At 30.7% G+C, this 22,218-nt stretch carries 20 protein-coding genes and 1 other annotated feature; all 20 genes read right to left on the reverse strand.

Features of this window, described 5'->3' with window-relative positions:
- Nucleotides 1-5: 5 nt before the first annotated feature.
- The 20 genes from spoIIGA to CPJCM30710_RS02890 all read right to left on the reverse strand — a co-directional run bounded on the left by spoIIGA (nt 6) and on the right by CPJCM30710_RS02890 (nt 22,149).
- Nucleotides 6-812, reverse strand: a complete 807-nt coding sequence (gene spoIIGA, locus CPJCM30710_RS02795) for a sigma-E processing peptidase SpoIIGA (RefSeq protein WP_212902652.1) — start codon at nt 810-812, stop codon at nt 6-8.
- Between the two features lie 215 nt (nt 813-1,027).
- Nucleotides 1,028-2,134, reverse strand: a complete 1,107-nt coding sequence (gene ftsZ, locus CPJCM30710_RS02800) for a cell division protein FtsZ (protein ID WP_212902653.1) — start codon at nt 2,132-2,134, stop codon at nt 1,028-1,030.
- A 13-nt stretch (nt 2,135-2,147) separates the two neighbouring features.
- Nucleotides 2,148-3,449, reverse strand: a complete 1,302-nt coding sequence (ftsA, locus tag CPJCM30710_RS02805) for a cell division protein FtsA (protein WP_212902654.1) — start codon at nt 3,447-3,449, stop codon at nt 2,148-2,150.
- 144 nt (nt 3,450-3,593) lie between these two features.
- Nucleotides 3,594-4,868, reverse strand: a complete 1,275-nt coding sequence (locus CPJCM30710_RS02810) for a glycosyltransferase family 2 protein (RefSeq protein ID WP_212902655.1) — start codon at nt 4,866-4,868, stop codon at nt 3,594-3,596.
- Between the two features lie 467 nt (nt 4,869-5,335).
- Nucleotides 5,336-6,388, reverse strand: coding sequence for a type IV pilus twitching motility protein PilT (locus tag CPJCM30710_RS02815; RefSeq protein WP_212902656.1), 1,053 nt, complete (start codon nt 6,386-6,388; stop codon nt 5,336-5,338).
- 93 nt (nt 6,389-6,481) lie between these two features.
- Nucleotides 6,482-7,180, reverse strand: a complete 699-nt coding sequence (gene sigK, locus CPJCM30710_RS02820; RefSeq protein WP_212902657.1) for an RNA polymerase sporulation sigma factor SigK — start codon at nt 7,178-7,180, stop codon at nt 6,482-6,484.
- A 66-nt stretch (nt 7,181-7,246) separates the two neighbouring features.
- Nucleotides 7,247-8,869 (reverse strand): penicillin-binding transpeptidase domain-containing protein, encoded by a 1,623-nt coding sequence (locus tag CPJCM30710_RS02825; RefSeq protein ID WP_212902658.1) that lies wholly within the window; start codon nt 8,867-8,869, stop codon nt 7,247-7,249.
- 56 nt (nt 8,870-8,925) lie between these two features.
- Nucleotides 8,926-10,143 (reverse strand): peptidase U32 family protein, encoded by a 1,218-nt coding sequence (locus CPJCM30710_RS02830; RefSeq protein WP_212902659.1) that lies wholly within the window; start codon nt 10,141-10,143, stop codon nt 8,926-8,928.
- A 4-nt stretch (nt 10,144-10,147) separates the two neighbouring features.
- A complete protein-coding gene (locus tag CPJCM30710_RS02835) occupies nt 10,148-10,792 on the reverse strand; it encodes an O-methyltransferase (RefSeq protein ID WP_212902660.1) in 645 nt (214 codons plus the stop codon).
- Between the two features lie 117 nt (nt 10,793-10,909).
- Nucleotides 10,910-11,926: an endolytic transglycosylase MltG gene (mltG, locus tag CPJCM30710_RS02840; protein WP_212902661.1), complete on the reverse strand. Its 1,017-nt coding sequence runs from the start codon at nt 11,924-11,926 to the stop codon at nt 10,910-10,912.
- A gap of 77 nt (nt 11,927-12,003) precedes the next feature.
- Nucleotides 12,004-13,824 carry a translational GTPase TypA gene (gene typA, locus CPJCM30710_RS02845; RefSeq protein WP_212902662.1) on the reverse strand — a complete coding sequence of 607 codons (1,821 nt, stop codon included), beginning with the start codon at nt 13,822-13,824 and terminating at the stop codon, nt 12,004-12,006.
- Nucleotides 13,825-13,926: 102 nt separating this feature from the next.
- A complete protein-coding gene (locus CPJCM30710_RS02850) occupies nt 13,927-14,283 on the reverse strand; it encodes a YlbF family regulator (RefSeq protein WP_212902663.1) in 357 nt (118 codons plus the stop codon).
- Nucleotides 14,284-14,302: 19 nt separating this feature from the next.
- On the reverse strand, nt 14,303-15,970 hold the full coding sequence (locus CPJCM30710_RS02855) for a ribonuclease J (protein WP_212902664.1): 1,668 nt from the start codon (nt 15,968-15,970) through the stop codon (nt 14,303-14,305).
- Nucleotides 15,971-16,039: 69 nt separating this feature from the next.
- Nucleotides 16,040-16,492 carry a Fur family transcriptional regulator gene (locus tag CPJCM30710_RS02860; protein ID WP_212902665.1) on the reverse strand — a complete coding sequence of 151 codons (453 nt, stop codon included), beginning with the start codon at nt 16,490-16,492 and terminating at the stop codon, nt 16,040-16,042.
- A gap of 17 nt (nt 16,493-16,509) precedes the next feature.
- Complete coding sequence (locus CPJCM30710_RS02865) at nt 16,510-16,770, reverse strand: DUF1292 domain-containing protein (RefSeq protein WP_212902666.1); 261 nt, start codon at nt 16,768-16,770, stop codon at nt 16,510-16,512.
- A gap of 54 nt (nt 16,771-16,824) precedes the next feature.
- Nucleotides 16,825-17,241 carry a Holliday junction resolvase RuvX gene (ruvX, locus tag CPJCM30710_RS02870; RefSeq protein WP_212902667.1) on the reverse strand — a complete coding sequence of 139 codons (417 nt, stop codon included), beginning with the start codon at nt 17,239-17,241 and terminating at the stop codon, nt 16,825-16,827.
- A 42-nt stretch (nt 17,242-17,283) separates the two neighbouring features.
- Nucleotides 17,284-17,541, reverse strand: coding sequence for an IreB family regulatory phosphoprotein (locus CPJCM30710_RS02875; protein WP_212902668.1), 258 nt, complete (start codon nt 17,539-17,541; stop codon nt 17,284-17,286).
- Nucleotides 17,542-17,716: 175 nt separating this feature from the next.
- Complete coding sequence (gene alaS, locus CPJCM30710_RS02880; RefSeq protein WP_212902669.1) at nt 17,717-20,356, reverse strand: alanine--tRNA ligase; 2,640 nt, start codon at nt 20,354-20,356, stop codon at nt 17,717-17,719.
- A gap of 46 nt (nt 20,357-20,402) precedes the next feature.
- Nucleotides 20,403-20,578 (reverse strand) — a binding site (T-box leader).
- 61 nt (nt 20,579-20,639) lie between these two features.
- Nucleotides 20,640-21,665: an AI-2E family transporter gene (locus tag CPJCM30710_RS02885; RefSeq protein WP_212902670.1), complete on the reverse strand. Its 1,026-nt coding sequence runs from the start codon at nt 21,663-21,665 to the stop codon at nt 20,640-20,642.
- Entirely contained in the window at nt 21,652-22,149 is a 498-nt protein-coding gene (locus CPJCM30710_RS02890; protein ID WP_212902671.1) for a PRC-barrel domain-containing protein, read from the reverse strand. Before CPJCM30710_RS02890 ends, CPJCM30710_RS02885 begins: the two co-directional genes overlap by 14 nt.
- Nucleotides 22,150-22,218 lie beyond the last annotated feature (69 nt).

The raw sequence follows: 22,218 nt of genomic DNA on the forward strand, positions 1-22,218 counted from the left end.
CACCCCTATAATACTGCTCTAGACAATAAAGCTCCGTAATCATTTGAGCTACTGAGTTTCTCATTGCATAAACATATTATTACATCCTTAGATACTAACTTTTTATTGTCCTTAAATAGATTAACTTTATCAACCTTATAACCTTTCAGATTTCCACTATGACCATTAATCGCTTTATATGGTACATAATATATACTTTTTTTATTTAATTCATGAATTTTAATAATTTTTTCTTCTACAATTATCACTGGTAGGCAGGTTGCTGGTTCAATAAGCTCATTTCCTGTGTCAAGAAAAGCTTTCACTTTATAGCATTCTCCTGATAAGGTAAATTCTATTTCATAAGTAAAATCAAATATAACCTTTCTATCTTTTATAAAAATCATTATCCTGTATAAAAGTAAATATATTATCATAATACTTAGCAGCATATACTTAAATGAGTAGCTTGTTATTATAAAACTTTCACTTATGTTATAATTATTTTGGTACATAGAAAAACCAAAACAAAAACCACACAAAAGCATAGATACCAAAATAAAAATAACTGAGGATTTTATTAAGAAGATTAAATCATTAATACTAGAAGCGACGTAAACCATTACCATGGCAACCAATAACTTAATAGGTAGGATAGTCAATAAGTAGAGCTTAGGAATAAATAATACTATAGTATATAAAGCTCCTAGTAATGCTGATAGAATTATTCTTTTATAATTACATTTACCTCTGACAATTTGAATAGTTACTAACAACAAAAAGGAATTAATTATAAAATTCTCAAACACTACTACATCTATATACACTTCCATATATTTCACTCCTTAAAACCATTATAAAACTTCATGTACTAAAATTTTGTCACATTATATTCCAAAGAAAAATTTTTTATAGTATCATTTTTTACATATTATCCCATAAAGTTAATAAAACTAAAAGAATTTTAAACTCATTTACCTTTAGTTAAATTTCAATTTATCAAATGACATAAAAAAAGACATGTATTAATACATGTCTTTTAACTTAATTATCTTTTTTGTCTTCTTAAAAATGCAGGTATATCTAATTCATCTGCAAAATTTGGAGCAGCTGCTGCCACTTCTTCTTCTTGAACTTTATTAACTTCAGGTTCATTAATTTCTATCTTAACTTCATCTCTGCTTTTTTCCTTGTTACCTTTTTCCTTTTCAAAGCCTGTTGCTATAACTGTTATTCTAATTTCATCCTTTAAGTTCTCATCAATAACAGCACCAAAGATAATATTGGCATCTGGATCTGCAGCTTCTTGTACTATTTCTGCAGCTTCATTTATTTCTAAAAGTCCCAAATCGCCTCCACCAGTAACATTTAATAATACACCAGTAGCACCTATTATTGATGTTTCAAGTAAAGGAGAAGAAATTGCTTGCTTTGCAGCTTCTTGTGCTCTATTTTCTCCATTTCCTCTACCAACACCCATATGTGCTAAACCTTTATCTAACATTACCGCTCTTACATCAGCAAAGTCAAGGTTTACTAGACCAGGAATAGTAATAAGGTCAGAAATACCTTGTACACCTTGTCTTAAAACGTCATCTGCAAGCTTAAATGACTCTAGCAATGTTGTCTTCTTGTCTACCATGCTAAGGAGTCTTTCGTTTGGTATTGTTACAAGAGTATCTACTTTTTCCTTAAGATTATCAATTCCCATTTCAGCATGCTTCATTCTTCTTCTACCTTCAAATGGAAAAGGTTTAGTTACAACCCCTACTGTTAATATTCCCATAGATTTTGCAATTTCAGCTACAACAGGAGCTGCACCAGTACCTGTTCCACCACCCATACCAGCTGTGATGAATACCATGTCTGCACCTTTTATAACTTCTGTAATCTCTTCTCTACTCTCTTCAGCAGCTTTTTTTCCTATCTCAGGATTAGCACCTGCTCCTAAGCCTTTAGTTAATTTTTCTCCAACTTGAATTTTTTGATTTGCATGAGAAAGCATAAGTGCTTGTTTATCTGTATTAACTGAGATGAACTCAACATTCTTTAACCCCTCAACAATCATTCTATTAACAGCATTGTTACCTCCGCCGCCGCATCCTATAACTTTTATATTTGCAAAATCTTGCATATCTACTTCAAAATCTAACAAACTAATTCCTCCTTTAGAAAATATCATCAATTATCCTTTTAAGATTATAAATAAATCCTCTTCTCTTTTTAGTTTCTTTTTTTATATTGCTTTTCATATTGCTCTTCATATTGCTCTTCATATTGCTCTTCTTATTGCTGTTCATATTATTACGAAGGGATTGCTCTTTTAAATTATCTCTATTAATTTTCTCACATATTAATTTTAACCTATCATAACCATTTTTAACAATACCAATTGATGTAATAATACAAGAATTTTGTAATCCTAGTTGATTTTTTGTCACAATAACTATCTTTTTACGCAACTTATCTTCGATAATATACCTAATATCCTCAAAATATGTTACTCCATCACCAATAACATATACAGCATCTATTTGATCTAAACATTCACTATTCTCAATATCCTCATTGATCAATGTAGCAATTTCTTCTAATCTAGCTCTTACAATATTCTTATAAAGTTTAATATCAAATTCTAATGTGCTAGATTTAGAAGCCCCTACAGCTTCTTCTCTGTACTTGGTGAAATAGTCGATACTATGTAACTTTTTCGTCCTTTCAGCCTCATCTCTAGAAACATTAGTGCAAACTGATATATCTCTTGTTATATTTTCTCCCCCTATAGGTAAAAATGAGAAATATTTTAAAGTATTATTTTTAAAATATGCAAGCTGGGTAGTTTCAGATCCCACATCAATAATAAGTATAGATGAAAGTTCTGTCTTATCACTTAAGAATATTTCTCTAGCTGCATTTATACTTAAGCTAAATCCATTAATCTTTAAGCCAGCTAAGTTTACAACACCTTTTAAGTCATCAAGTAAATCTCTCCTACCAGCTACTACATTAGATATAACTTCTAATCTTTTGCCCTTTAATCCAATAGGATTATGTATATTACTTTTTTCATCTATAACAAAAGATTCTATTATCACATCTACTATTTCTTCATCATCAGATAACTTAATATTTTTACAATCTTCTACAGCTTCTCTTATATTATCCATATCTATAGTATTATCCATTGAATTAACATAAGAAACACCAGTACTACTTATAAGTCTACATCCCAAAGCGCTGACTCCAACATATACTTCACGAAAAGACATGTTAGTTGATTTTTTAAGTAAATCAACACACTCTTTTATACTTTGAGCAGCTTCAGTTAAATTTATTATTTTTCCTTTTGAAAATCCTTTTGACTCTACATAAACACTCTGAATAATTTCAAAAGAATTATCATTACAACTTGAAAGGGTTGCACTTATTTTATTAGACCCAATATCTATTCCTACACATATATTCTGCATTTAAGTTCTGTCTTCCCTCCTTAATAGCTAAATACTAATAGTATATAGTAGTATTCAACATAATTAACATTTTTCCTTTTTTTTTAAACATTAATTTTATTGGTAATTTATTGAAAGAAACTCTACTGAATCCAGTAGAGTTTCTTAATTTGCCTTTTCTAATTCTCTTATATTTATACTTCTTGTATGAATGGTGTGAGACCATTCCTTATTATTTTTATTTAGTATGCCTTGTATAGAGATTGGCAACCATGTTAATGAAAAAACTGGATATATCAAATAATATAAAAATACTTTAAAGTTAAATTTTTTATCTAATATAAGTATAAACGGCGTATAAATAAATTGAAGTAATATTACCATAACTGTTCCTAATTTAGTTAAGTTAAAATTTGTCGTTTGTATTGTATTTATGGTTGATATAATCATATCTGGAGCAACTTTAAAATAATTTACAATGTTTAAAATCATCGCTATTCCGAGTAATATTATAATTATTGGTTGAATGCTATATAATGCGCAATCAAAAGCTATAAAACTACGATCCTTAAAAGCTTTCTTCATAAGATTCCAAAAATATCTTGATGAAACATCTGCAAATCCTTGCATCCATCTCCTTCTTTGAGCCCAGGATTGAGCTAAAGTTAAAGGTTTTTCATCGTATATAATAGCATCATGAGCCCATCCAACCTTATGACCATTTAATACAAGTTTACAGGTAAACTCTAAGTCTTCTGTTAAACATGTTGCTCCCCATCCTAATTGTCTTAATGTCTCAGTTTCAATGCAAAAACCTGTTCCTCCAAGCTGATTAGACAATCCTAGGTTACTTCTCGAAAGTTGAAGCATCCTATTAGATGACCAGAATGATATTGAATAGCTTCCAGTAATCCAAGTATCATTTGGATTTTTGCTATCTAAATACCCCTGAACAACTTTATAATCTTTAAGTAACATTCCATTCATCTCTAACAAAAAGTTTTTAGAAATAAGGTTGTCTGCATCAAATACAGCTACTGCATCATACTTCTTTTTCATTGAGAATATTTTACCAAACATCCATTCTAATGCATAGCCTTTTCCTCGCTTTGTCTTATCAAATCTCTCATATACCTTAGCACCTAAATTTCTAGCCTTTTCAGCTGTTTTATCCTTACAGTTGTCTGCAATTACAAAAACATCAAATAATTCTCTTGGATAATTAAGTTGAAATAAGCTTTCTATAATATCGCTTATAACCATCTCCTCATTATGAGCGGCAACTATTAAGGCAAAACTTTTTTGGGGATCTACCTTGTTCTTTGATTTTATTCTTATTATACCAAATAAAGAAAGGATAAGGTAATACATTGAGATTATGAATACTACATCTGTATAAATAACGGCAATTAATTGAAGTAAGTTTTTTATAATATGCATCAATAATTCCCCCTTAGTTCATAGTTATTTTAGCATAAAATTATGTTAAATACTATATATGATTAACAAAATTTGATATTATCAATTTAAAATGGTGATTTTTGGGTATAAATGAGTATAGTAACTAATAACGAAGCTTTATTTGATTTTATGTTTTATGGTATAATATTTTCAGAAGATTCAGTAAGGAGGTTTTACCATGTTGTGAACTTGTGAAAAGGGATTTAAAAAGTCTCTATTTCACAGATTTGATGAATCCTTTGGATAGCTTAAATGTTTTTTAAGCTTATCAAAATTTATAAGGAGGATTTATCATGAAAAAATATATGATAATACAACTACTAAAATCACTAAAAGATAATGAACCATCATTAGATAATATATGTATAAAAATTCTAGATTATATGTCATTCTAGATTATATGTCATTCTCATTATATAAGGCAACTCAAAAAGAGTTGCCTTTTGTTACATAGTAATTAATCTAGTGAGTAAGTCTTTATCAACAGAATGACTTACTGCAGTTTCTTCAGTAATAACGCCTTTTCTACAAAGTTCAGCAAGAGCCATATCCATAGTCTTCATTCCATACTTCCCACCTGTTTGGACTGAGGATTCTATTTGATACGTTTTACCTTCTCTTATAAGACTTTGTATCGCAGGAGTATTAATCATAATTTCTAGTGCAGATGTTCTACTATTATCTACTGTTGGTAAAAGTTGTTGTGATACTATTCCTTGAAGAACTGATGAAAGCTGCATTCTTATTTGCTGCTGCTGATGGGATGGAAAAACATCTACTATTCTATCTATTGTCTTTGCAGCACCAATAGTATGTAATGTAGATAATACTAAATGACCTGTCTCCGCTGCAGTAATAGCAATTGAAATTGTTTCTAAATCTCTCATTTCTCCTATAAGAATAACATCTGGATCCTCCCTCAAAATGGCTCTTAAAGCATTTTGATAGGACATACTATCTTTACCAATTTCTCTTTGATTTACTATACATTTATTATGCTTATGTAAAAATTCAATTGGATCCTCTAATGTAATAATATGAGCCTCCTTATTTTGGTTTATCTCATTTATTATTGCTGCAAGAGTAGTACTTTTACCACTTCCAGCATGACCTGTTACTAATATTAATCCTCTTTTCTTTAAAGCTAAATCCTTAAGTATCGGTGGATGACCTAATTCACTTAAGGTCGGAACTTTTAAAGAAATAACTCTTATCGCAATTGCATGGCTATTTCTTTGCTTAAAAACATTTACTATAAATCTTCCTATACCAGCAATAGAATATGATGTATCAAACTCTCCAGTTGTATCATATATATCAAAATTACTTTCTAGTATCTCCTTTGCATACCTCTCTGTATCTGATGCAAGTAGTTTATCATCACCTATTCTTACGAGACTACCATTTACTCTTATTACTGGTGGAATACCAACGGTAAGATGAAGATCTGATGCTCCTTGTTCAATAGTTGTTTCAAGTAATTTCTTTATCGTAACCATAATTTGTTCCCCCTTATATTTACCGTTCTTAAAAATTATTATTCTACAAAATTGGCTAAACTCCTCTTTAAATAGAAGAATTTAGCCAACAAATTACTTTCTATTATTTAACTCTTTAAAAAGCTTTTTTAATGCCTTCTTTTCAATTCTAGATACATAAGATCTTGAAATACCCAACAGCCCTGCTATTTCCCTTTGAGTTTTGGAATGACCATCAATAAGTCCGTATCTCATTTCTATAATTTCTTTTTCTCGTTTAGTAAGTATAGAATTCATTTTATTATAAAGAGACTTTATTTGCAAATTATTTTCTACAGCTTCTAAAACTGAATCATTTTCACTGCTTAGAACATCTATCAGACAAATTTCATTCCCTTCTTTATCAATACCTATTGGGTCCTGTAAAAAAACTTCTCCCTTGGACTTTTTATTATTTCTAAAAAGCATAAGTATTTCGTTTTCAATACATCTAGCAGCATAAGTAGCTAGTCTTGTTCCTTTTGATGTATCATAAGAATCTATAGCTTTTATTAATCCAACTGTTCCTATGGATATTAAATCATCTAAATCCCTATTCTGGAAAGAGTACTTTTTAACAATATGAGCGACAAGCCTTAAATTTCTTTCTACTAATATGTTTTTTGCATTTAAATCTCCTGTTTTTAATTTTTCAATATAAATTTCTTCTTCTTTTTCATCAAGTGGCTGAGGAAAAGAAGTATTACCGGTAACATAACCAGATAAGAGAACCATGTTGCCAATCACATCAATAAAGTAATTAAAAATAAACACAAGGTGCTCCTCCTATTAGTGCTTATTAATATAATATGATTAACAAATAGTAAAGTTTCCTTTTTGTTAATTTGTTTTTAATAAATTAACGACAATATCCTTAAAAATAGGAGCTGCTGCTGTATTCCCACTTTTACCTTGCTCACTATCAAATTCCCTCATATTAGGAACAAAAACAACCAAAGAGTAGTACTTTCCATTCATATTAAAATATCCCGCAAACCACCCATGGTAATTTTCTTTATTATTTTGTGGCGCTTCTGCAGTACCAGTTTTACCTCCAGTTTCAATCCCTTCAATTTTTCCATTTGTTCCTGTTCCATCTAAAACTACCTCTCTCATATCTTCTTTTATCTTAGCAGCAGTTGAAGACTTTATAACTTGTGTTTCATTACTACTGAACTTTTTTATTATCTTTCCACTATTATCTACAAATTCATCAATTATATAAGGCTTAATATACCCTCCATTATTTAATACAGTAGCAACAACAGCAGACATTTGGAGAGGACTTACAAGAAATGTCTGACCAATAGCTATGTTAACTATATTATTATCCTCTTCTGGCAATACACCTGGAGATTCATCCTGTAAACCTAAGTTTTTGGTAAAAAGTCCTTGTTTTTTTGCCAAACCTATAAGTTTATCATAACCTAATTCTATGCCTATTTTTCTAAAAACTTCATTACAAGACAATTTAAAAGCATCGTGGATATTTACATATCCATGGGCATGTGAGCAATACTGACCATTACAGTAAAACAACTCTTTTTCATCAAAATTTTCTTCAATTGCAGCAGCCTCTGCTATTATTTTAAATGTAGATCCGGGATCAAAACAGTAATTAGTAACTCCTAATGCTATATTAGGCTGTGTTTCGTCCTTTTGTACTAATGCTCTAACCTTTCCACTATCTGCTTCTATTATTACAACTCCTACATTCTGAAAACTTTTATATTTTTCATTTTTTAATATATTTCTAATAGTATCCTGCCAATCTTTGTTTAAAGTAAGCTTAACATTAATATTGGAATTGGGAATATTATATCCCTGCAGTTGGTAAGTAGAATCATTTTGAATTCTATACATTACATTTGGTGTTACATTATTATTTGTATAATCAAAAATAGTTTTCTCTAATGTACCGCTATCTTTAAGTTCTTTCTTATCGCTTTTATCTTGTGTATTGTTCTTATATGGAGAGATAAGCATGGTTTCTATCTTCCAAGCCTCACTCTTATTTACTTCATCAAAGATAAACATATACATTCCCTTCATGCCTTTTAACTGCTGAATCTTATTATAATTCTCTTCACTTACAGAAAAATATACCTTTCCATTTTTACTTAGTAAATCTTTAAATGAAAAGTCTGACTTCTCACTTTTCATTATAAAATTAAAGGCAAGAAGATTTTTTAAGTTATTCTCGGCACTATTTAACTTGAAGGACATTACATCTATTACAACAACATAACGCTTGTTATAATTTAATAGATCCTTACCATTTTCGTCTAATAGAAGATATTTAGTTTGTGAAATAGAATCTTGCTGTGTATTATTTTTAAATGATGTATTTACAGCTTTAGGATTATATTTATTCTGTAAGTAAAACAGCCTCCCAAATAACCCTACCAAAAGAAAAATTAGCATTATTCTTATAATATTAACCCTTCTACTGTTAAAGTTCATAAAAAAACACCTCACTCTAGCTAGATTCTAGCCTTATGCAAGGTGTTTTATGCAAATTACTTACTCTTTATCAACATATCTTTTTCTTTTAATTCAACATCAGAAATAATAGTAAAAATCATTTGCGCTCTAGGAGCTACATCAATTTTTTTACCAGCTTTGTCATGCATATTGTTTAACTTCACCTCAAAGTTAGCGCCTTCAGGTCTAAGTATTTCTACAACATCACCTTCAAATACTCTGTTTCTTTGCTCAATTACAGCTGTTTTTGTTTCTTTATCATAAGATTTTACTATTCCTACTATATCAAAATCTCTTATATAAGAAGATGACTCATATGTTTGTTTTATTTTCTCTCCAAAATAGAAACCTGTATGATAATTTCTATGACTAACTTTAAGTAGGTTATCCATCCATTCTTGTTTAAACTCATAATTTTCAGGATCATTCCAATAGTTATCTAACGCCTGTCTATATGCTTTTACAACAGCTGCTACATAATATGAACTTTTCATTCTTCCTTCAATCTTAAAAGAGTATATACCACTTTTTACAAGCTCTGGAATATGTTCTATCATACATAAATCCTTTGAGTTTAATATATAAGTTCCTTTATCATCTTCAAAAACAGGGAAGTATTCTCCTGGTCTCTTTTCTTCTACTAAATAATATTTATATCTACATGGTTGAGCGCATGCCCCTCTGTTAGAATCTCTTCCAGTCATATAATTAGAAATTAAACATCTGCCGGAATAAGACATACACATTGACCCATGAACAAAAGCTTCAAGGTCACAATCTTCAGGAAGTTTGTCTTTAATTTCCTCTATTTCTTTCATAGAAAGTTCTCTTGCAAGAACAATTCTTTTTGCACCCATCTCGTGCCATAATTTTGCTGACTTCCAATTTACGTTATTTGCTTGAGTGCTTATATGTATTTCCATTTCTGGCACTACTTCTCTGGCAGTTGCAAAAATAGCTAAATCTGAAACAATAATTGCATCAATATTTAGTTCTTTAAGATTAATTAAATATTCCTCTAGTCCTTCTAAATCCTCATTATGAGGAAAAACATTTAAAGTTACATAAACTTTTCTTCCACGTGAATGAGCATATTCTACACCTTCTTTAATTTGCTCATCTGTGAAGTTATCCGCGAAAGCTCTTAAATTGAGCTTACTTCCCCCCATATATACTGCATCTGCCCCAAAATCTATAGCAGTTTTTAGTTTTTCTAAACTCCCTGCTGGAGCCAGTATTTCAGGTTTTCTCATGTTATTACCTCCTTTTTGTAACAGCTATACCATCCCCCATAGGTATAACAGAAGTTATTAGACTGTTATCACCAGAAACCATCTCTAGATAACTTCTCATTCTTTTTACTATTGTGATTTTTCTTCTTTTAACAAGATCGTTTGAAGCAACCATACCTCTAAACAATACATTGTCAGCAATTATTATTCCATCTTCCTTTAATAATCTTAAGCAATGAGGTAAAAAATGATTGTAGTGACCTTTACCTGCATCCATAAAAATCAGATCATATTCTTCCTGTAACTTTTCTAGTACTTCTAGACAGTCTCCCTGTATTATCTTTATATTATCACTAAAATTGTAATTTAATATATTTTGCTCTGCTACGCTAATCATACTTTCATCTCGTTCTATAGTTGTGATATGGGGTTCACAACCTGATGCAAGATACATCAAAATTGAGGAATATCCAATTGCAGTTCCAAGTTCTAATATTTTTTTAGGCTTTTTCATGGATACCATAAACTCTAGAAATTTAGCTGTTTCCTTTTGTACAATTGGTACGTTATTTTCTTTAGCAAAATTTTCTAATTCTCTTAGTATACCTTCATTTTCAGGAATAAGACCTCTAAGATATTCCTCCATGTAGTCATGTGTTATTCCATTCATATAAATTCCTCCAAAACTATATAGATACACAAATTTATACTAAATTTAGAATTTTAAAAAAAGCATTAAACGCCGAAGCTATTTTCCAAAACTCATCATTGGTTCATCTTGTATATTTTAATAACCAAATTCCTTCTTTTTAATTAAGAAGTCTTTATAAGTGGCTGTAAAGTAATGACTATTGTCCTTCTTAAGAACATAATATAAGTAATTAGTATTGTCTGGTTTTATAGCAGCTAAAATAGAAAGTTTTCCTGGATTACATATAGGACCTATTGGTAGTCCTTTGTTTTTATATGTATTATACGGCGATTTTACTTCTAAATCTTTATATGTAACAACATCTTTATGTTGGCCAAGAGAGTAAATTACTGTCGCATCAATTTGCAGCATCATATTACTTTTTAGCCTATTTTCTATTACAGAAGAAATTAATGTTCTGTCTTTTTCTACCCTAGCTTCCTTTTCTATGATAGAAGCTACTGTTAATATTCTTTCATAGTCTTTTTCTTTTATTTCACGTCCTGTTTCTATTTGTACATCTTTCATGACTTGATTAAATCTAGTTATCATAGCAAGAATTATGTCATCAGCTTTAGCATTTTTTTGAAACGTATATGTATCTGGAAATAAATATCCCTCAAGATTATATCTTTTTTTATTATCATCTTTTACAAACCTTGGGATAGGATATTTTCTTAATGCATATAAAAATTCTTTCTTTGTTACTAAGCCAGTTTTTTCAACTTTAGTAGCAATATCTTCAACTGAAAAACCTTCAGGGATCGTTAACTTTACAGAGTATCCTCCCTGTTTTAAAATACTTATAAATTTTTCTAAAGACGTATCGATAGACACATCATATGTTCCAGGCTTAATTTCCGCACCTAAGTTATGCTTTTTAATATAATATTTAGATATATAGTAATTTCTTAATACGCCCTCTCTCTTCAGCCTTTCCAGTAAACCATATAAGGTTTCCCCTTCATTTACTACAATCTCAATTGTTGGACCTTTTGCTATTAATGGACTATCAATCGCTTTTTTATATTTTACATAACTACACCCTGAAATTACTAAAATAAATAATATAATTATAGAGACAAGTCTCATGGGTTTAACTAACTTTTTCATAATATACCCCTATATAAAAGTAAATAGCCAAAACTGGCTATTCACTTTATTATAATACTTATTTAGGAAATAATAAACTACTTGTTTCTAGATGCTCTTTTTCTCTCAGTTGGATCTAATAATTTCTTTCTCATTCTGATTGTCTTAGGTGTTACCTCAACAAGTTCATCTGAATTTATAAATTCTAAGCATTGTTCTAGAGACATTATTGTTGCTGGTGTTAATTTTAAAGCATCATCTGAACCTGAAGCTCTTGTATTTGTTAATTGCTTTCTCTTACAGATATTAACTTCAATATCATCAGCTCTTGAACACACACCACAAACCATACCAGCATATACATCAGTACCTGGTTCAATAAATAATATTCCTCTTTCTTGAGCATTGAAAAGCCCATATGTAACTGCCTCACCTGATTCAAATACCACAAGTGACCCTCTGCTTCTTCCTGGTATTTCACCTCTATATTTTTCATAACCTTCAAACACGTGATTCATTATACCATTACCCTTAGTATCAGTCATGAACTCACTTCTAAAACCTATAAGTCCTCTAGCAGGTATATTGAACTCAAGTCTTGTATAACCATTTACTGCAGATGTCATATTTACCATTTCTGCTTTTCTTGGTCCTAATTTTTCCATAACCGGTCCCATGAATTCTTCAGGTACATCTATAGTTAAGTATTCTATTGGTTCAACTTTCTTTCCATGTTCTTCTTTAAATATAACATTTGGCTTTGAAACTTGGAACTCATAACCTTCTCTTCTCATAGTTTCAATAAGAATTGAAAGATGTAGTTCCCCTCTTCCGCTAACCTCGAAGCAGTCTGGAGATAATTCATTAACTCTTAAGCTGACATTTGTTTCAAGTTCTCTCATAAGTCTATCTCTTAAATGTCTTGAAGTTACAAAGTCTCCTTCTCTTCCGGCAAATGGAGAGTTGTTTACCATAAAGTTCATACTTAATGTAGGCTCGTCTATTTCAACAAAAGGAAGAGCCTCTGGGCAAGCTGCATCTGCAATAGTTTCTCCTATATTTGCATCTAATATACCAGATAAAGCAATAATATCACCAAGTCCAGCCTCTTCAGCATCTTCTCTCTTAAGACCAGTATAAGTATAAACATTAGAAACCTTATACTGAACTGACGTTCCATCTTTTCTAACTACTGCTACCTGTTGGTTCCTTTGTACCTTTCCTCTAACTACTTTTCCGATTACAATTTTACCAACATATTCGCTTGAATCTATAGTAGTTACCAACATTTGGAAAGGTTCATCCATATATCCTTTAGGTGGTTCAACATATTTTAAAATTGTTTTAAATAATGGTTCCATATTTGAACTTTCATCTTCAACTTCATATTTTGCAAAACCTTCTCTTGCTGAAGCATATACAATTGGGAAATCAAGTTGCTCATCATCAGCACCTAACTCTAAGAAAAGTTCAAATACTTCATCAATAACTTCTGTTGGTCTAGCATCTGGTCTATCAATTTTATTTATTACTACTATTGGTTTTAATTTAAGTTCTAATGCCTTCTTTAGAACGAACTTTGTTTGTGGCATTGGTCCTTCATATGAATCAACCACTAGAAGTACGCTATCAACCATTTTAAGAACACGTTCAACTTCTCCACCAAAATCAGCATGCCCTGGAGTATCAATAATATTTATCTTTATACCTTCGTGAATAACTGCAGTATTCTTAGAAAGTATTGTGATTCCTCTTTCCTTTTCAAGATCGTTAGAGTCCATTACTCTTTCTTGTACATTTTCATTTACTCTAAAAACATTACTTTGTTTTAAAAGTGCGTCAACTAGGGTAGTCTTACCATGGTCAACGTGAGCAATAATTGCTATATTTCTTATATCATTTCTTGTTGTTAATTTCATCTTTATTCCTCCAAAAGTTTAATTCCAAAATAAAATTGGATACTGATGTATCCAATTTCATCAGATTAATTCTAATCTTTCATCAATAAAAAGTCAATGAAATTACTTGGAATCAGGTACTATTTGTTCCACGCCTATAGCGTCATTTAGTATCTTTAATAAATCATCCCAAATAACTGCAAATTTGGCTTCCGCTTGAAGATACTGAGCAATCTCTGGATTCATCATCACTATACTTCCAATATTTTTAAATTTTTCTTTGGTTGTATCGCTTATATTTCCATTATTTTGCATTTGTTCAGTATAAGCTTGAATTTGAATTTTCCTGAAATCCTCTACCATTTTTCTATGTTTATCATCTTCATTAATTTTTTTTGAAGCATTTCTATATTCTATAACCTCTGGTAGATTTTTTAACTCTTTTGCAAATTCATGTGCCTTATCGTAAATATTTGCCATACCAAATCCCCCTCTGCACTTATATTTCCATAATTATAGGAAGTATCATTGGTTTTCTCTTAGTTTTTTCATAAAGGAATATTCTAAGTTCATCTTTGATATTAGACTTCATTGTAGCCCAATCAGTAATTTTCTTTTCTTCACATTCTTTAAGAACTGATTTAACAATCTCCTTAGCTTCTTCCATTAAGTCTTCAGATTCTCTAACGTAAACAAATCCTCTTGAAATTATATCCGGACCTGCAATTACAGCGCCATTTTCTTTTTCTATTGTAACAACTACTGTTAGTATTCCATCCTGTGATAAGTGCTTTCTATCTCTTAATACAATATTACCAACATCTCCTACACCTAAACCATCTACAAAAACTTGGCCAGATGTAACAGTTCCATTTTTTCTTATGGAATCTCTTGTTATCTCAATAACATCTCCGTTATCAGGTATTAAAACATTCCTTTGTGAAAGACCAAGCTTTACAGCAAGTTCTGCGTGGTGCTTTAAATGTCTGTACTCGCCATGTACAGGAATAAAGAACCTCGGTCTTACAAGAGTATGAATTAATTTTAATTCTTCTTGGCATGCATGGCCTGAAACATGTAAATATGCTAAAGCTTCATAAATAACGTCCGCACCTTTTTTAAATAACTGATTGATAATTCTTGAAACAAGCTTTTCATTTCCTGGAATTGGTGTAGCAGAAATTACTACCATATCACCTTCTACTATATTCACCTTTCTATGTTCTGATGAAGCCATTCTTGTCAATGCAGACATTGGCTCACCCTGACTTCCAGTAGTGATTATAACGATTTTATCATTAGGATATTTATTTATATTATCAATACTTATAAAGGAATCTTTTTCCATCTCAAGATATCCCAACTCAGTAGCTACTTGGACAATATTCTCCATACTTCTTCCAGATACAGCAACTTTTCTACCATGCTTTTGGGCTACAGTTATAATCTGCTGTATTCTATGAATATTGGAGGCAAAAGTGGCAACAATTACCCTTCCTTTGGCCTTAGCAAACATGTTTTCAAAGTTATCTCCCACTATTCTTTCAGACATTGTATATCCAGGACGCTCAACATTTGTACTGTCTGCCATCATTACTAATACGCCCTTCTTACCCAATTCAGCAAACCTTGGTAAATCAATTACCTCACCATCTATAGGAGTATAATCTACTTTAAAATCTCCTGTATGAAGTATAACTCCTAATGGAGTATGAATTGCAATTGCTACTGAATCAGCAATTGAGTGATTAGTCTTTATGAACTCAACCGATGCACTGTCTAACTTAATAACATCCTTTGGTTTTACCCTTCTTAAATCAGTGGTACCTAATAAGCCATGTTCTTTTAATTTAGTCTCTACTATACCTAAAGTTAATTTAGTTCCATAAACCGGAACATTTAACTGCTTTAATATATACGGTAGTGCACCTATATGATCTTCATGACCGTGTGTAAAAAATATTCCCTTAACTTTATCTCTATTTTTAAGTAAATATGAAATATCAGGTATTACTATATCTATACCAAACATTTCTTCTTCAGGGAATTTAAGACCGCAATCTATTACTATGATATCGTCTTTAAATTCAATTGCGGTCATATTTTTTCCTATCTCATTAATACCACCTAAAGGTATTATCTTCACCTTTAGTTTTTCGCGTTTCATATTTCCCCTCCTTTTTTATGTAATAGTAGTACAGCATTCTTTTCTTTAGAAATCAATGTCTCTCCACTATTATTTTTCTCTACATTCGTTACATAATCCATAAAACTTTACGCTATGGTCTAGTATTTTAAACCTATATTTGCCTTCAATTTCTTGTTCTAATTCTTCAAGCAAATCATCTTCTACCTCGAAAACTCTCCCACAGCTATTACATACTAGGTGGTGATGTCTGTGATTTTCATGGTCATGAGCGAGCTCATATCTTGCACATCCATCATTTAAATCTAATCTATAAATAACTCCCATCTCCTCGAGAAGAAGTATTGTTCTATAAACGGTAGCTAATCCAATTTCAGGACAATCTGTTTTTACTTCATCGTATATCTCTTCTGCCGTTAAATGTTTACCCTCATTTGAAATAATAGTATCAACTATAGCTCTTCTTTGCGGAGTTAATTTATAACCCTTCTTTTTCAAGTCTTCTTTTAATCTATTTATGTCATTTGAAGTTATCTGTGGCATCTATAAAACCTCACTTCTTAATTTAAATCATCTGCAAATAGAGTTTCATAGGCTTCAGCAATCATTTCGAATTCATTTTCATCTTCTACTGTTACTAATACGTCATTTCCATCTTCATCTTTAATTATCTTTAAAGCGACAGCCTCTTCTTCGTCTCCATCCATTGGAGCAACTATTACGTATTCACTATCTTCTATATCAAGTTTTGTAACAACCTCAAATTCAATTTCATTTCCATCTTCATCTAAAAGTACTATTGTTTCCATATCTTTTTCCATTAATAAACACTCCTCTATTTAATTAATTTTACTTTAATTGATAATCCTTATCAATTAAAGTTTAGAAATTCTATCCAAATATCCTTGAAGAATATATGTTGCAGCAACCTTATCTACTAGTTTTTTTCTTTTTTCTCTTGAAAGATCTGCTTCCAGCATTGCTCTATGTGCTGCCACTGTAGTTAGTCTTTCATCCCAATACTCTATTTTAGGATTAAAACCCTTAATAATTTTTTCACAAAAATCTATCGCCATTTCCCCTGAAGGTCCTATAGTTCCGTTCATATTTTTAGGTAATCCTGCCACTATAAGTTCTGCATTATACTCATCATATATTTTCTTTACTTGTTCTATATCCGCTCTAAAGTTTTTTCTCTTTATAGTAGTAATTCCTTGAGCAGTAAGACCTAATGGATCACTTACTGCAACTCCTATAGTTTTGGTCCCTATATCTAGTCCTATTATACGCATAAGTCACTCCTTAATTAATAAAGAGTACCCTAAGGGCACTCTCTACTTTATCTCTAGATAAGATTTTATTACTTCTTCAAGAATTTCATCTCTCTCAAGTTTTCTTACTAAAGCCCTTGCCCCATTATAGTTCGTGATGTAAGTAGGGTCTCCTGATATCAAGTAACCAACAAGCTGATTAACAGGGTTGTAACCTTTTTCTATAAGTGAATTATAAACCTCTGTAAGAATAGCTTTAGTTAAATCCTTCTTGCTTCTATCGAAGTTAAACTGCATTGTATGTTCTAAATTGTTACCCATAATTCGCTGCTAATAAACTTAGCAACTTCACCCCCCTTACTCGTCTGAGATAAAACTTTATTTAAACTTATATATATTTAATATCTATATATTCATAGTATACACACTATATTAATTAATTATTCAACATTGATTATCTTAAATTTATTATAAACCAATTATATGCAAATGTACACTACTTTACTAAAGTTTCTACAATTTCGTAAGATTTTGAAAGGGCATCACTTAATTTTGAGGCATCTTTTCCACCAGCTTGAGCCATATCCGGTCTTCCACCACCGCCACCGCCAGTTATTGCAGCGACTTCTTTAATTATCTTTCCACAATGTATTCCTTTTTCTAATGCACTTTTGGTTGCCATAGCAACTAAATTCACTTTATCACCAGCCACACTGCCTAATACAACTACACCTACATTTAACTTGTTTCTAACCTTATCAGCTAAATCTCTTAACCCATTAGCATCTATGTCCTTTAAAGAAGCTGTAACCACTTGTACTCCCTTAACATCCTTAGAATTATTTATTATGTCATTTTCTGCTCCTTGCAGCAACTTAGCCTTTAATTCTGAAATCTCTTTTTCTTTATCTTTTACTTCTAATGCTTGAGCAGTTATCTTTCTTAAAACATCTTTTTCATTACATTTAAGTGCTGAAGCAGCTTCCTTAAGTACTGTATTTTTATTTTCTACAAACTTAATAGCATTAAATCCTGTAAGTGCCTCTATTCTTCTAATACCAGCAGCAACTCCTGATTCAGATATAATCTTAAATAATCCTATCTGACCTGAATTCTTTATATGAGTACCTCCACAAAGTTCTTTTGAGAATTCACCAATAGATACTACCCTAACTTCTTCATTATATTTGTCATCAAATAAGGCAACAGCACCACTATTTTTTGCTTCATCAATTGACATAACATCTGTAACAACTTGATATACTTCCATAACTTTTTCATTTACAAGTACTTCTACTTTTTCAAGCTCTTCTGAAGTTAAAGTTGTAAAATGTGTGAAGTCAAATCTTAATCTTTCATCATCAACATAAGAACCTGACTGATGAACGTGTTCACCTAAGACTATTCTTAAAGCTTCATGCAGCATATGAGTAGCTGTATGATTCTTACAGATATTATTTCTTCTATCTCTTTCAACTTCTAAGGTTGCTATAGTGTTAACCTTGACTTTGCCTTCTAAAACTTTAATTATATGGTATATCTTACCACCAACATTTTTTTTGCAATTTTTCACTTCTATTTTAAAATTATCACCATAAATGAATCCAGCATCTCCAACCTGGCCTCCCATTTCAGCATAGAATGGAGTAACTTCAGTAACAAGGAAACCTTCTTCTCCGGCACTCATTTCATCCTTAAGTTCTTTTTCATCTGCTAACATAAGAACTTTTGAATCAAGTTTTAAATTAGAATATCCATCGAATACTGTGTTTATGGAAGCATCTATTTTATTTACTGGACTCTCATCACTACCCATGTAGGTATTTTCTCCTCTTGCTGCTCTTGCTCTTTCTCTTTGTTCCTTCATTTCTTTATTAAAACCTTCTACATCTATAGCCATTCCCTTTTCTTCTAATATTTCTTCAGTTAATTCAAATGGGAATCCATATGTATCATATAATTTAAAGGCTTTGTTTCCTGAAAGAATTTTATTTCCTGAAGCTTCAATTTGAGCTATATAGCCTTTTAGTATCTCCATACCTGCATCGATAGTTTCGTTAAATCTTTCTTCTTCAAGAGTTATAATCTTCTTTATATAATCTTGTTTTTCTTTAAGTTCTGGATATGCAGCTCCATAGTTTTCTACAACTGTATCTACTATCTTATTTAAGAACACTCCATTAACACCTAAAAGTCTTCCATGTCTAGCAGCTCTTCTTAAAAGTCTTCTTAAAACATACCCTCTTCCCTCATTAGAAGGTTGAACACCATCACATATCATAATTGTAACACTCTTTACATGATCTGTAATTATTCTAAGTGACACATCCTTATTGCTATCCTTATTATATTCTGTATTTGTTACCTCACAGGCTTTGTTAAGAATGCTCTTAACTGTATCAATTTCAAAGATATTATTTACACCTTGCATTATTGTAGCCATTCTTTCAAGACCCATTCCTGTATCGATATTAGGGCTTGAAAGTCTATTATAGTTGCCTTGCTCATTCTTATCGAATTGAGTAAATACTAAGTTCCAGAACTCAACCACTCTATCTTCATCAGCTGCTTTAATAAATTCCTCAACTGAATTAATCTTTCCTGATCCTCTATCAAAGTGAATTTCTGTACATGGTCCACAAGGCCCAACTCCTATTTCCCAGAAGTTATCATCTTTGCCTAATCTAAAAATTCTTGAAGGATCAACATTTGTTTTCTTAGTCCATATTTCAAAAGCTTCATCATCCTCTAAATATATTGTAACGTAAAGCTTATCTTTTGATATTTTTAAAACCTCAGTTACAAACTCCCAAGCCCACGGAATGATTTCTTCCTTAAAATAGTCACCAAAGGAGAAGTTACCTAACATCTCGAAAAATGTACCATGTCTTGAAGTTTTTCCTACATTTTCAATATCTCCAGTTCTTATACACTTCTGGCATGTAGTAATTCTTTTTCTTGGTGGTTCTTCTACCCCTGTAAAGTATGGTTTAAGTGGTGCCATACCTGCATTTATTAAAAGCAAGCTCTTATCATTCTTAGGTACTAATGAAAAGGAAGGTAATCTTAAATGTTCCTTGCCTTCAAAAAATTTTAAATAAGATTCTCTTATTTCATTTGCTCCCATGTAATTCATATATCTTACCTCCATGTTTTTTACATTATAAAAAAGCTCTCATCCCTCAAGGGACGAAAGCTCAAACTTCTTCCGCGGTACCACCCTAATTATGTATAAAAATACATCACTCTCAAGATATAGCTCCGAGATAGCCTTCAAAATGTCTGCTAAGAAGTTTCCACCAACTACTTCCTCTCTTAATAGTCAAACACCTTTACTCCTTCTCTTCATCGCTTCTTATTTACTTATAGGCAAATTATATTCGAAATGGTGCTATAATGTCAATATTTACTTAAAAACACTAAAAAAGATGGTGGTTAATATTCTCATAAATTACTTTTGTAATTACTCCTATTGGTATTGCAAGTATCATCCCCATAAAGCCACCTACTTTTTCACCAATTAGCAATAATACGATTATAACAAGAGGATGAATACTTATACTACTAGCTGTTATCCGAGGTGCAATTATATTTCCTTCAACCTGCTGTATAATTAAAAATAATAATGTCGTCCAGATAGCTTTACTTGGAGATTGCATAAGTGCAACAAGTATTGCTGGTAATGCACCAAAAATAGGACCAAAGTAAGGAATTATATTTACAACAGCATTAAAAATTGATAACCATAAAGGAAATTGTACTCTTAGTCCTACTAATACTACAAAAGACAATATTCCAATAATTAAACATAAAATAAATTGACTAAAAATATATTTACCTAATATCTTATCTATATCTTTACTTATCTTTTTTATTAAGCTTCTCTTATTCATAGGTAATAATATTAAAATCTTATTACCTATTAACTCTCCATCTGCTAGAAAATAATAAGTAACTACCGGTACAACCGCAAGCGAAAGTATATTTTCACTTAAATCTATAATCCAATCAAATGTTTTTTCTGATAACTCTACAAAAATAACATTTATCTTTTCTGTTATCTGCTCATTTATAGTATTAAAGATTTTATAATTATTTATTTTTATTTTATTCGATATCCAATCAACAAAATTTTCACCTGAGTTTATTATCTGTTCAATATTAGAACTTTCTTTGAATAATGATGGTATTAAAAAAACAAAAGCTGCTATAAAAAGTCCCACTAACCCTAAAATTAATAATGCGGCAGTAATTCTTTTATTAACTCTTGCTTTTATAACTATTATTTTATATAAAGGTTTTAAAGAATAAGAGAGTATAAACGAAAATAGTAAGATTGAAATAACTTCTCTAATTATTTTTAATTTTATATACAGTATGATGCACAGCACTAATAAACCTACTATGATAATATTTACAACTAATTTTCTACTAAACTTTTTCATAATACCTATCTTTAATTAAATTATGAGGCATAGATTTTAATATAATGCTGCTATTTGCAAAGAATAAAATTGAGTCTTCTCCAAGAATTGTGTGGTTTATCAGTATTATGCTCTTACCTCTAATCAACCTATCTATAAATCCCGATGAAATAATTATTCCTTTTAGAGAAAAATCATATATATCAATTAATACATCCTCAACTACACCAATCATATTTCCACACTTATCTACAACATCCATATCTTTAATAGCACTAAAGCTTAGTCCATTATGCTGCATTGTAGATGTGACTATCATTGCTTCATTAAAAGATATAACACTTTCCACTGGAACATAATTATTTTTTGAAAAGCCTTTGGTTGTAATTTGAAATCCAATTACTTTGCTTTTATAGTAATCAAAAATAATATCCTTTATAGTACCTAACTTTTTTCCTGTTATATTATAAACATTAATATAATCAAAGTCTTTTCTTCTAAGCATCAGAACCATCCCTTCCTAAACATATCCTTAGTATTGACAATTGAACATAATTAATACCAAATTTATGTA

Source organism: Clostridium polyendosporum (assembly GCF_018332455.1).
GTDB lineage: Bacteria > Bacillota > Clostridia > Clostridiales > Clostridiaceae > Clostridium_AY > Clostridium_AY polyendosporum.

Bases quoted from the DNA above. Each gene is read 5' to 3' on its own strand.
- spoIIGA (WP_212902652.1), bottom strand. From the start codon at position 812: ATGGAAGTGTATATAGATGTAGTAGTGTTTGAGAATTTTATAATTAAT.
- ftsA (WP_212902654.1), bottom strand. From the start codon at position 3,449: ATGCAGAATATATGTGTAGGAATAGATATTGGGTCTAATAAAATAAGT.
- CPJCM30710_RS02810 (WP_212902655.1), bottom strand. From the start codon at position 4,868: ATGCATATTATAAAAAACTTACTTCAATTAATTGCCGTTATTTATACA.
- CPJCM30710_RS02815 (WP_212902656.1), bottom strand. From the start codon at position 6,388: ATGGTTACGATAAAGAAATTACTTGAAACAACTATTGAACAAGGAGCA.
- CPJCM30710_RS02825 (WP_212902658.1), bottom strand. From the start codon at position 8,869: ATGAACTTTAACAGTAGAAGGGTTAATATTATAAGAATAATGCTAATT.
- CPJCM30710_RS02830 (WP_212902659.1), bottom strand. From the start codon at position 10,143: ATGAGAAAACCTGAAATACTGGCTCCAGCAGGGAGTTTAGAAAAACTA.
- CPJCM30710_RS02835 (WP_212902660.1), bottom strand. From the start codon at position 10,792: ATGAATGGAATAACACATGACTACATGGAGGAATATCTTAGAGGTCTT.
- mltG (WP_212902661.1), bottom strand. From the start codon at position 11,926: ATGAAAAAGTTAGTTAAACCCATGAGACTTGTCTCTATAATTATATTA.
- typA (WP_212902662.1), bottom strand. From the start codon at position 13,824: ATGAAATTAACAACAAGAAATGATATAAGAAATATAGCAATTATTGCT.
- CPJCM30710_RS02850 (WP_212902663.1), bottom strand. From the start codon at position 14,283: ATGGCAAATATTTACGATAAGGCACATGAATTTGCAAAAGAGTTAAAA.
- CPJCM30710_RS02855 (WP_212902664.1), bottom strand. From the start codon at position 15,970: ATGAAACGCGAAAAACTAAAGGTGAAGATAATACCTTTAGGTGGTATT.
- CPJCM30710_RS02860 (WP_212902665.1), bottom strand. From the start codon at position 16,492: ATGCCACAGATAACTTCAAATGACATAAATAGATTAAAAGAAGACTTG.
- CPJCM30710_RS02865 (WP_212902666.1), bottom strand. From the start codon at position 16,770: ATGGAAAAAGATATGGAAACAATAGTACTTTTAGATGAAGATGGAAAT.
- ruvX (WP_212902667.1), bottom strand. From the start codon at position 17,241: ATGCGTATAATAGGACTAGATATAGGGACCAAAACTATAGGAGTTGCA.
- CPJCM30710_RS02875 (WP_212902668.1), bottom strand. From the start codon at position 17,541: ATGGGTAACAATTTAGAACATACAATGCAGTTTAACTTCGATAGAAGC.
- alaS (WP_212902669.1), bottom strand. From the start codon at position 20,356: ATGAATTACATGGGAGCAAATGAAATAAGAGAATCTTATTTAAAATTT.
- CPJCM30710_RS02885 (WP_212902670.1), bottom strand. From the start codon at position 21,665: ATGAAAAAGTTTAGTAGAAAATTAGTTGTAAATATTATCATAGTAGGT.
- CPJCM30710_RS02890 (WP_212902671.1), bottom strand. From the start codon at position 22,149: ATGCTTAGAAGAAAAGACTTTGATTATATTAATGTTTATAATATAACA.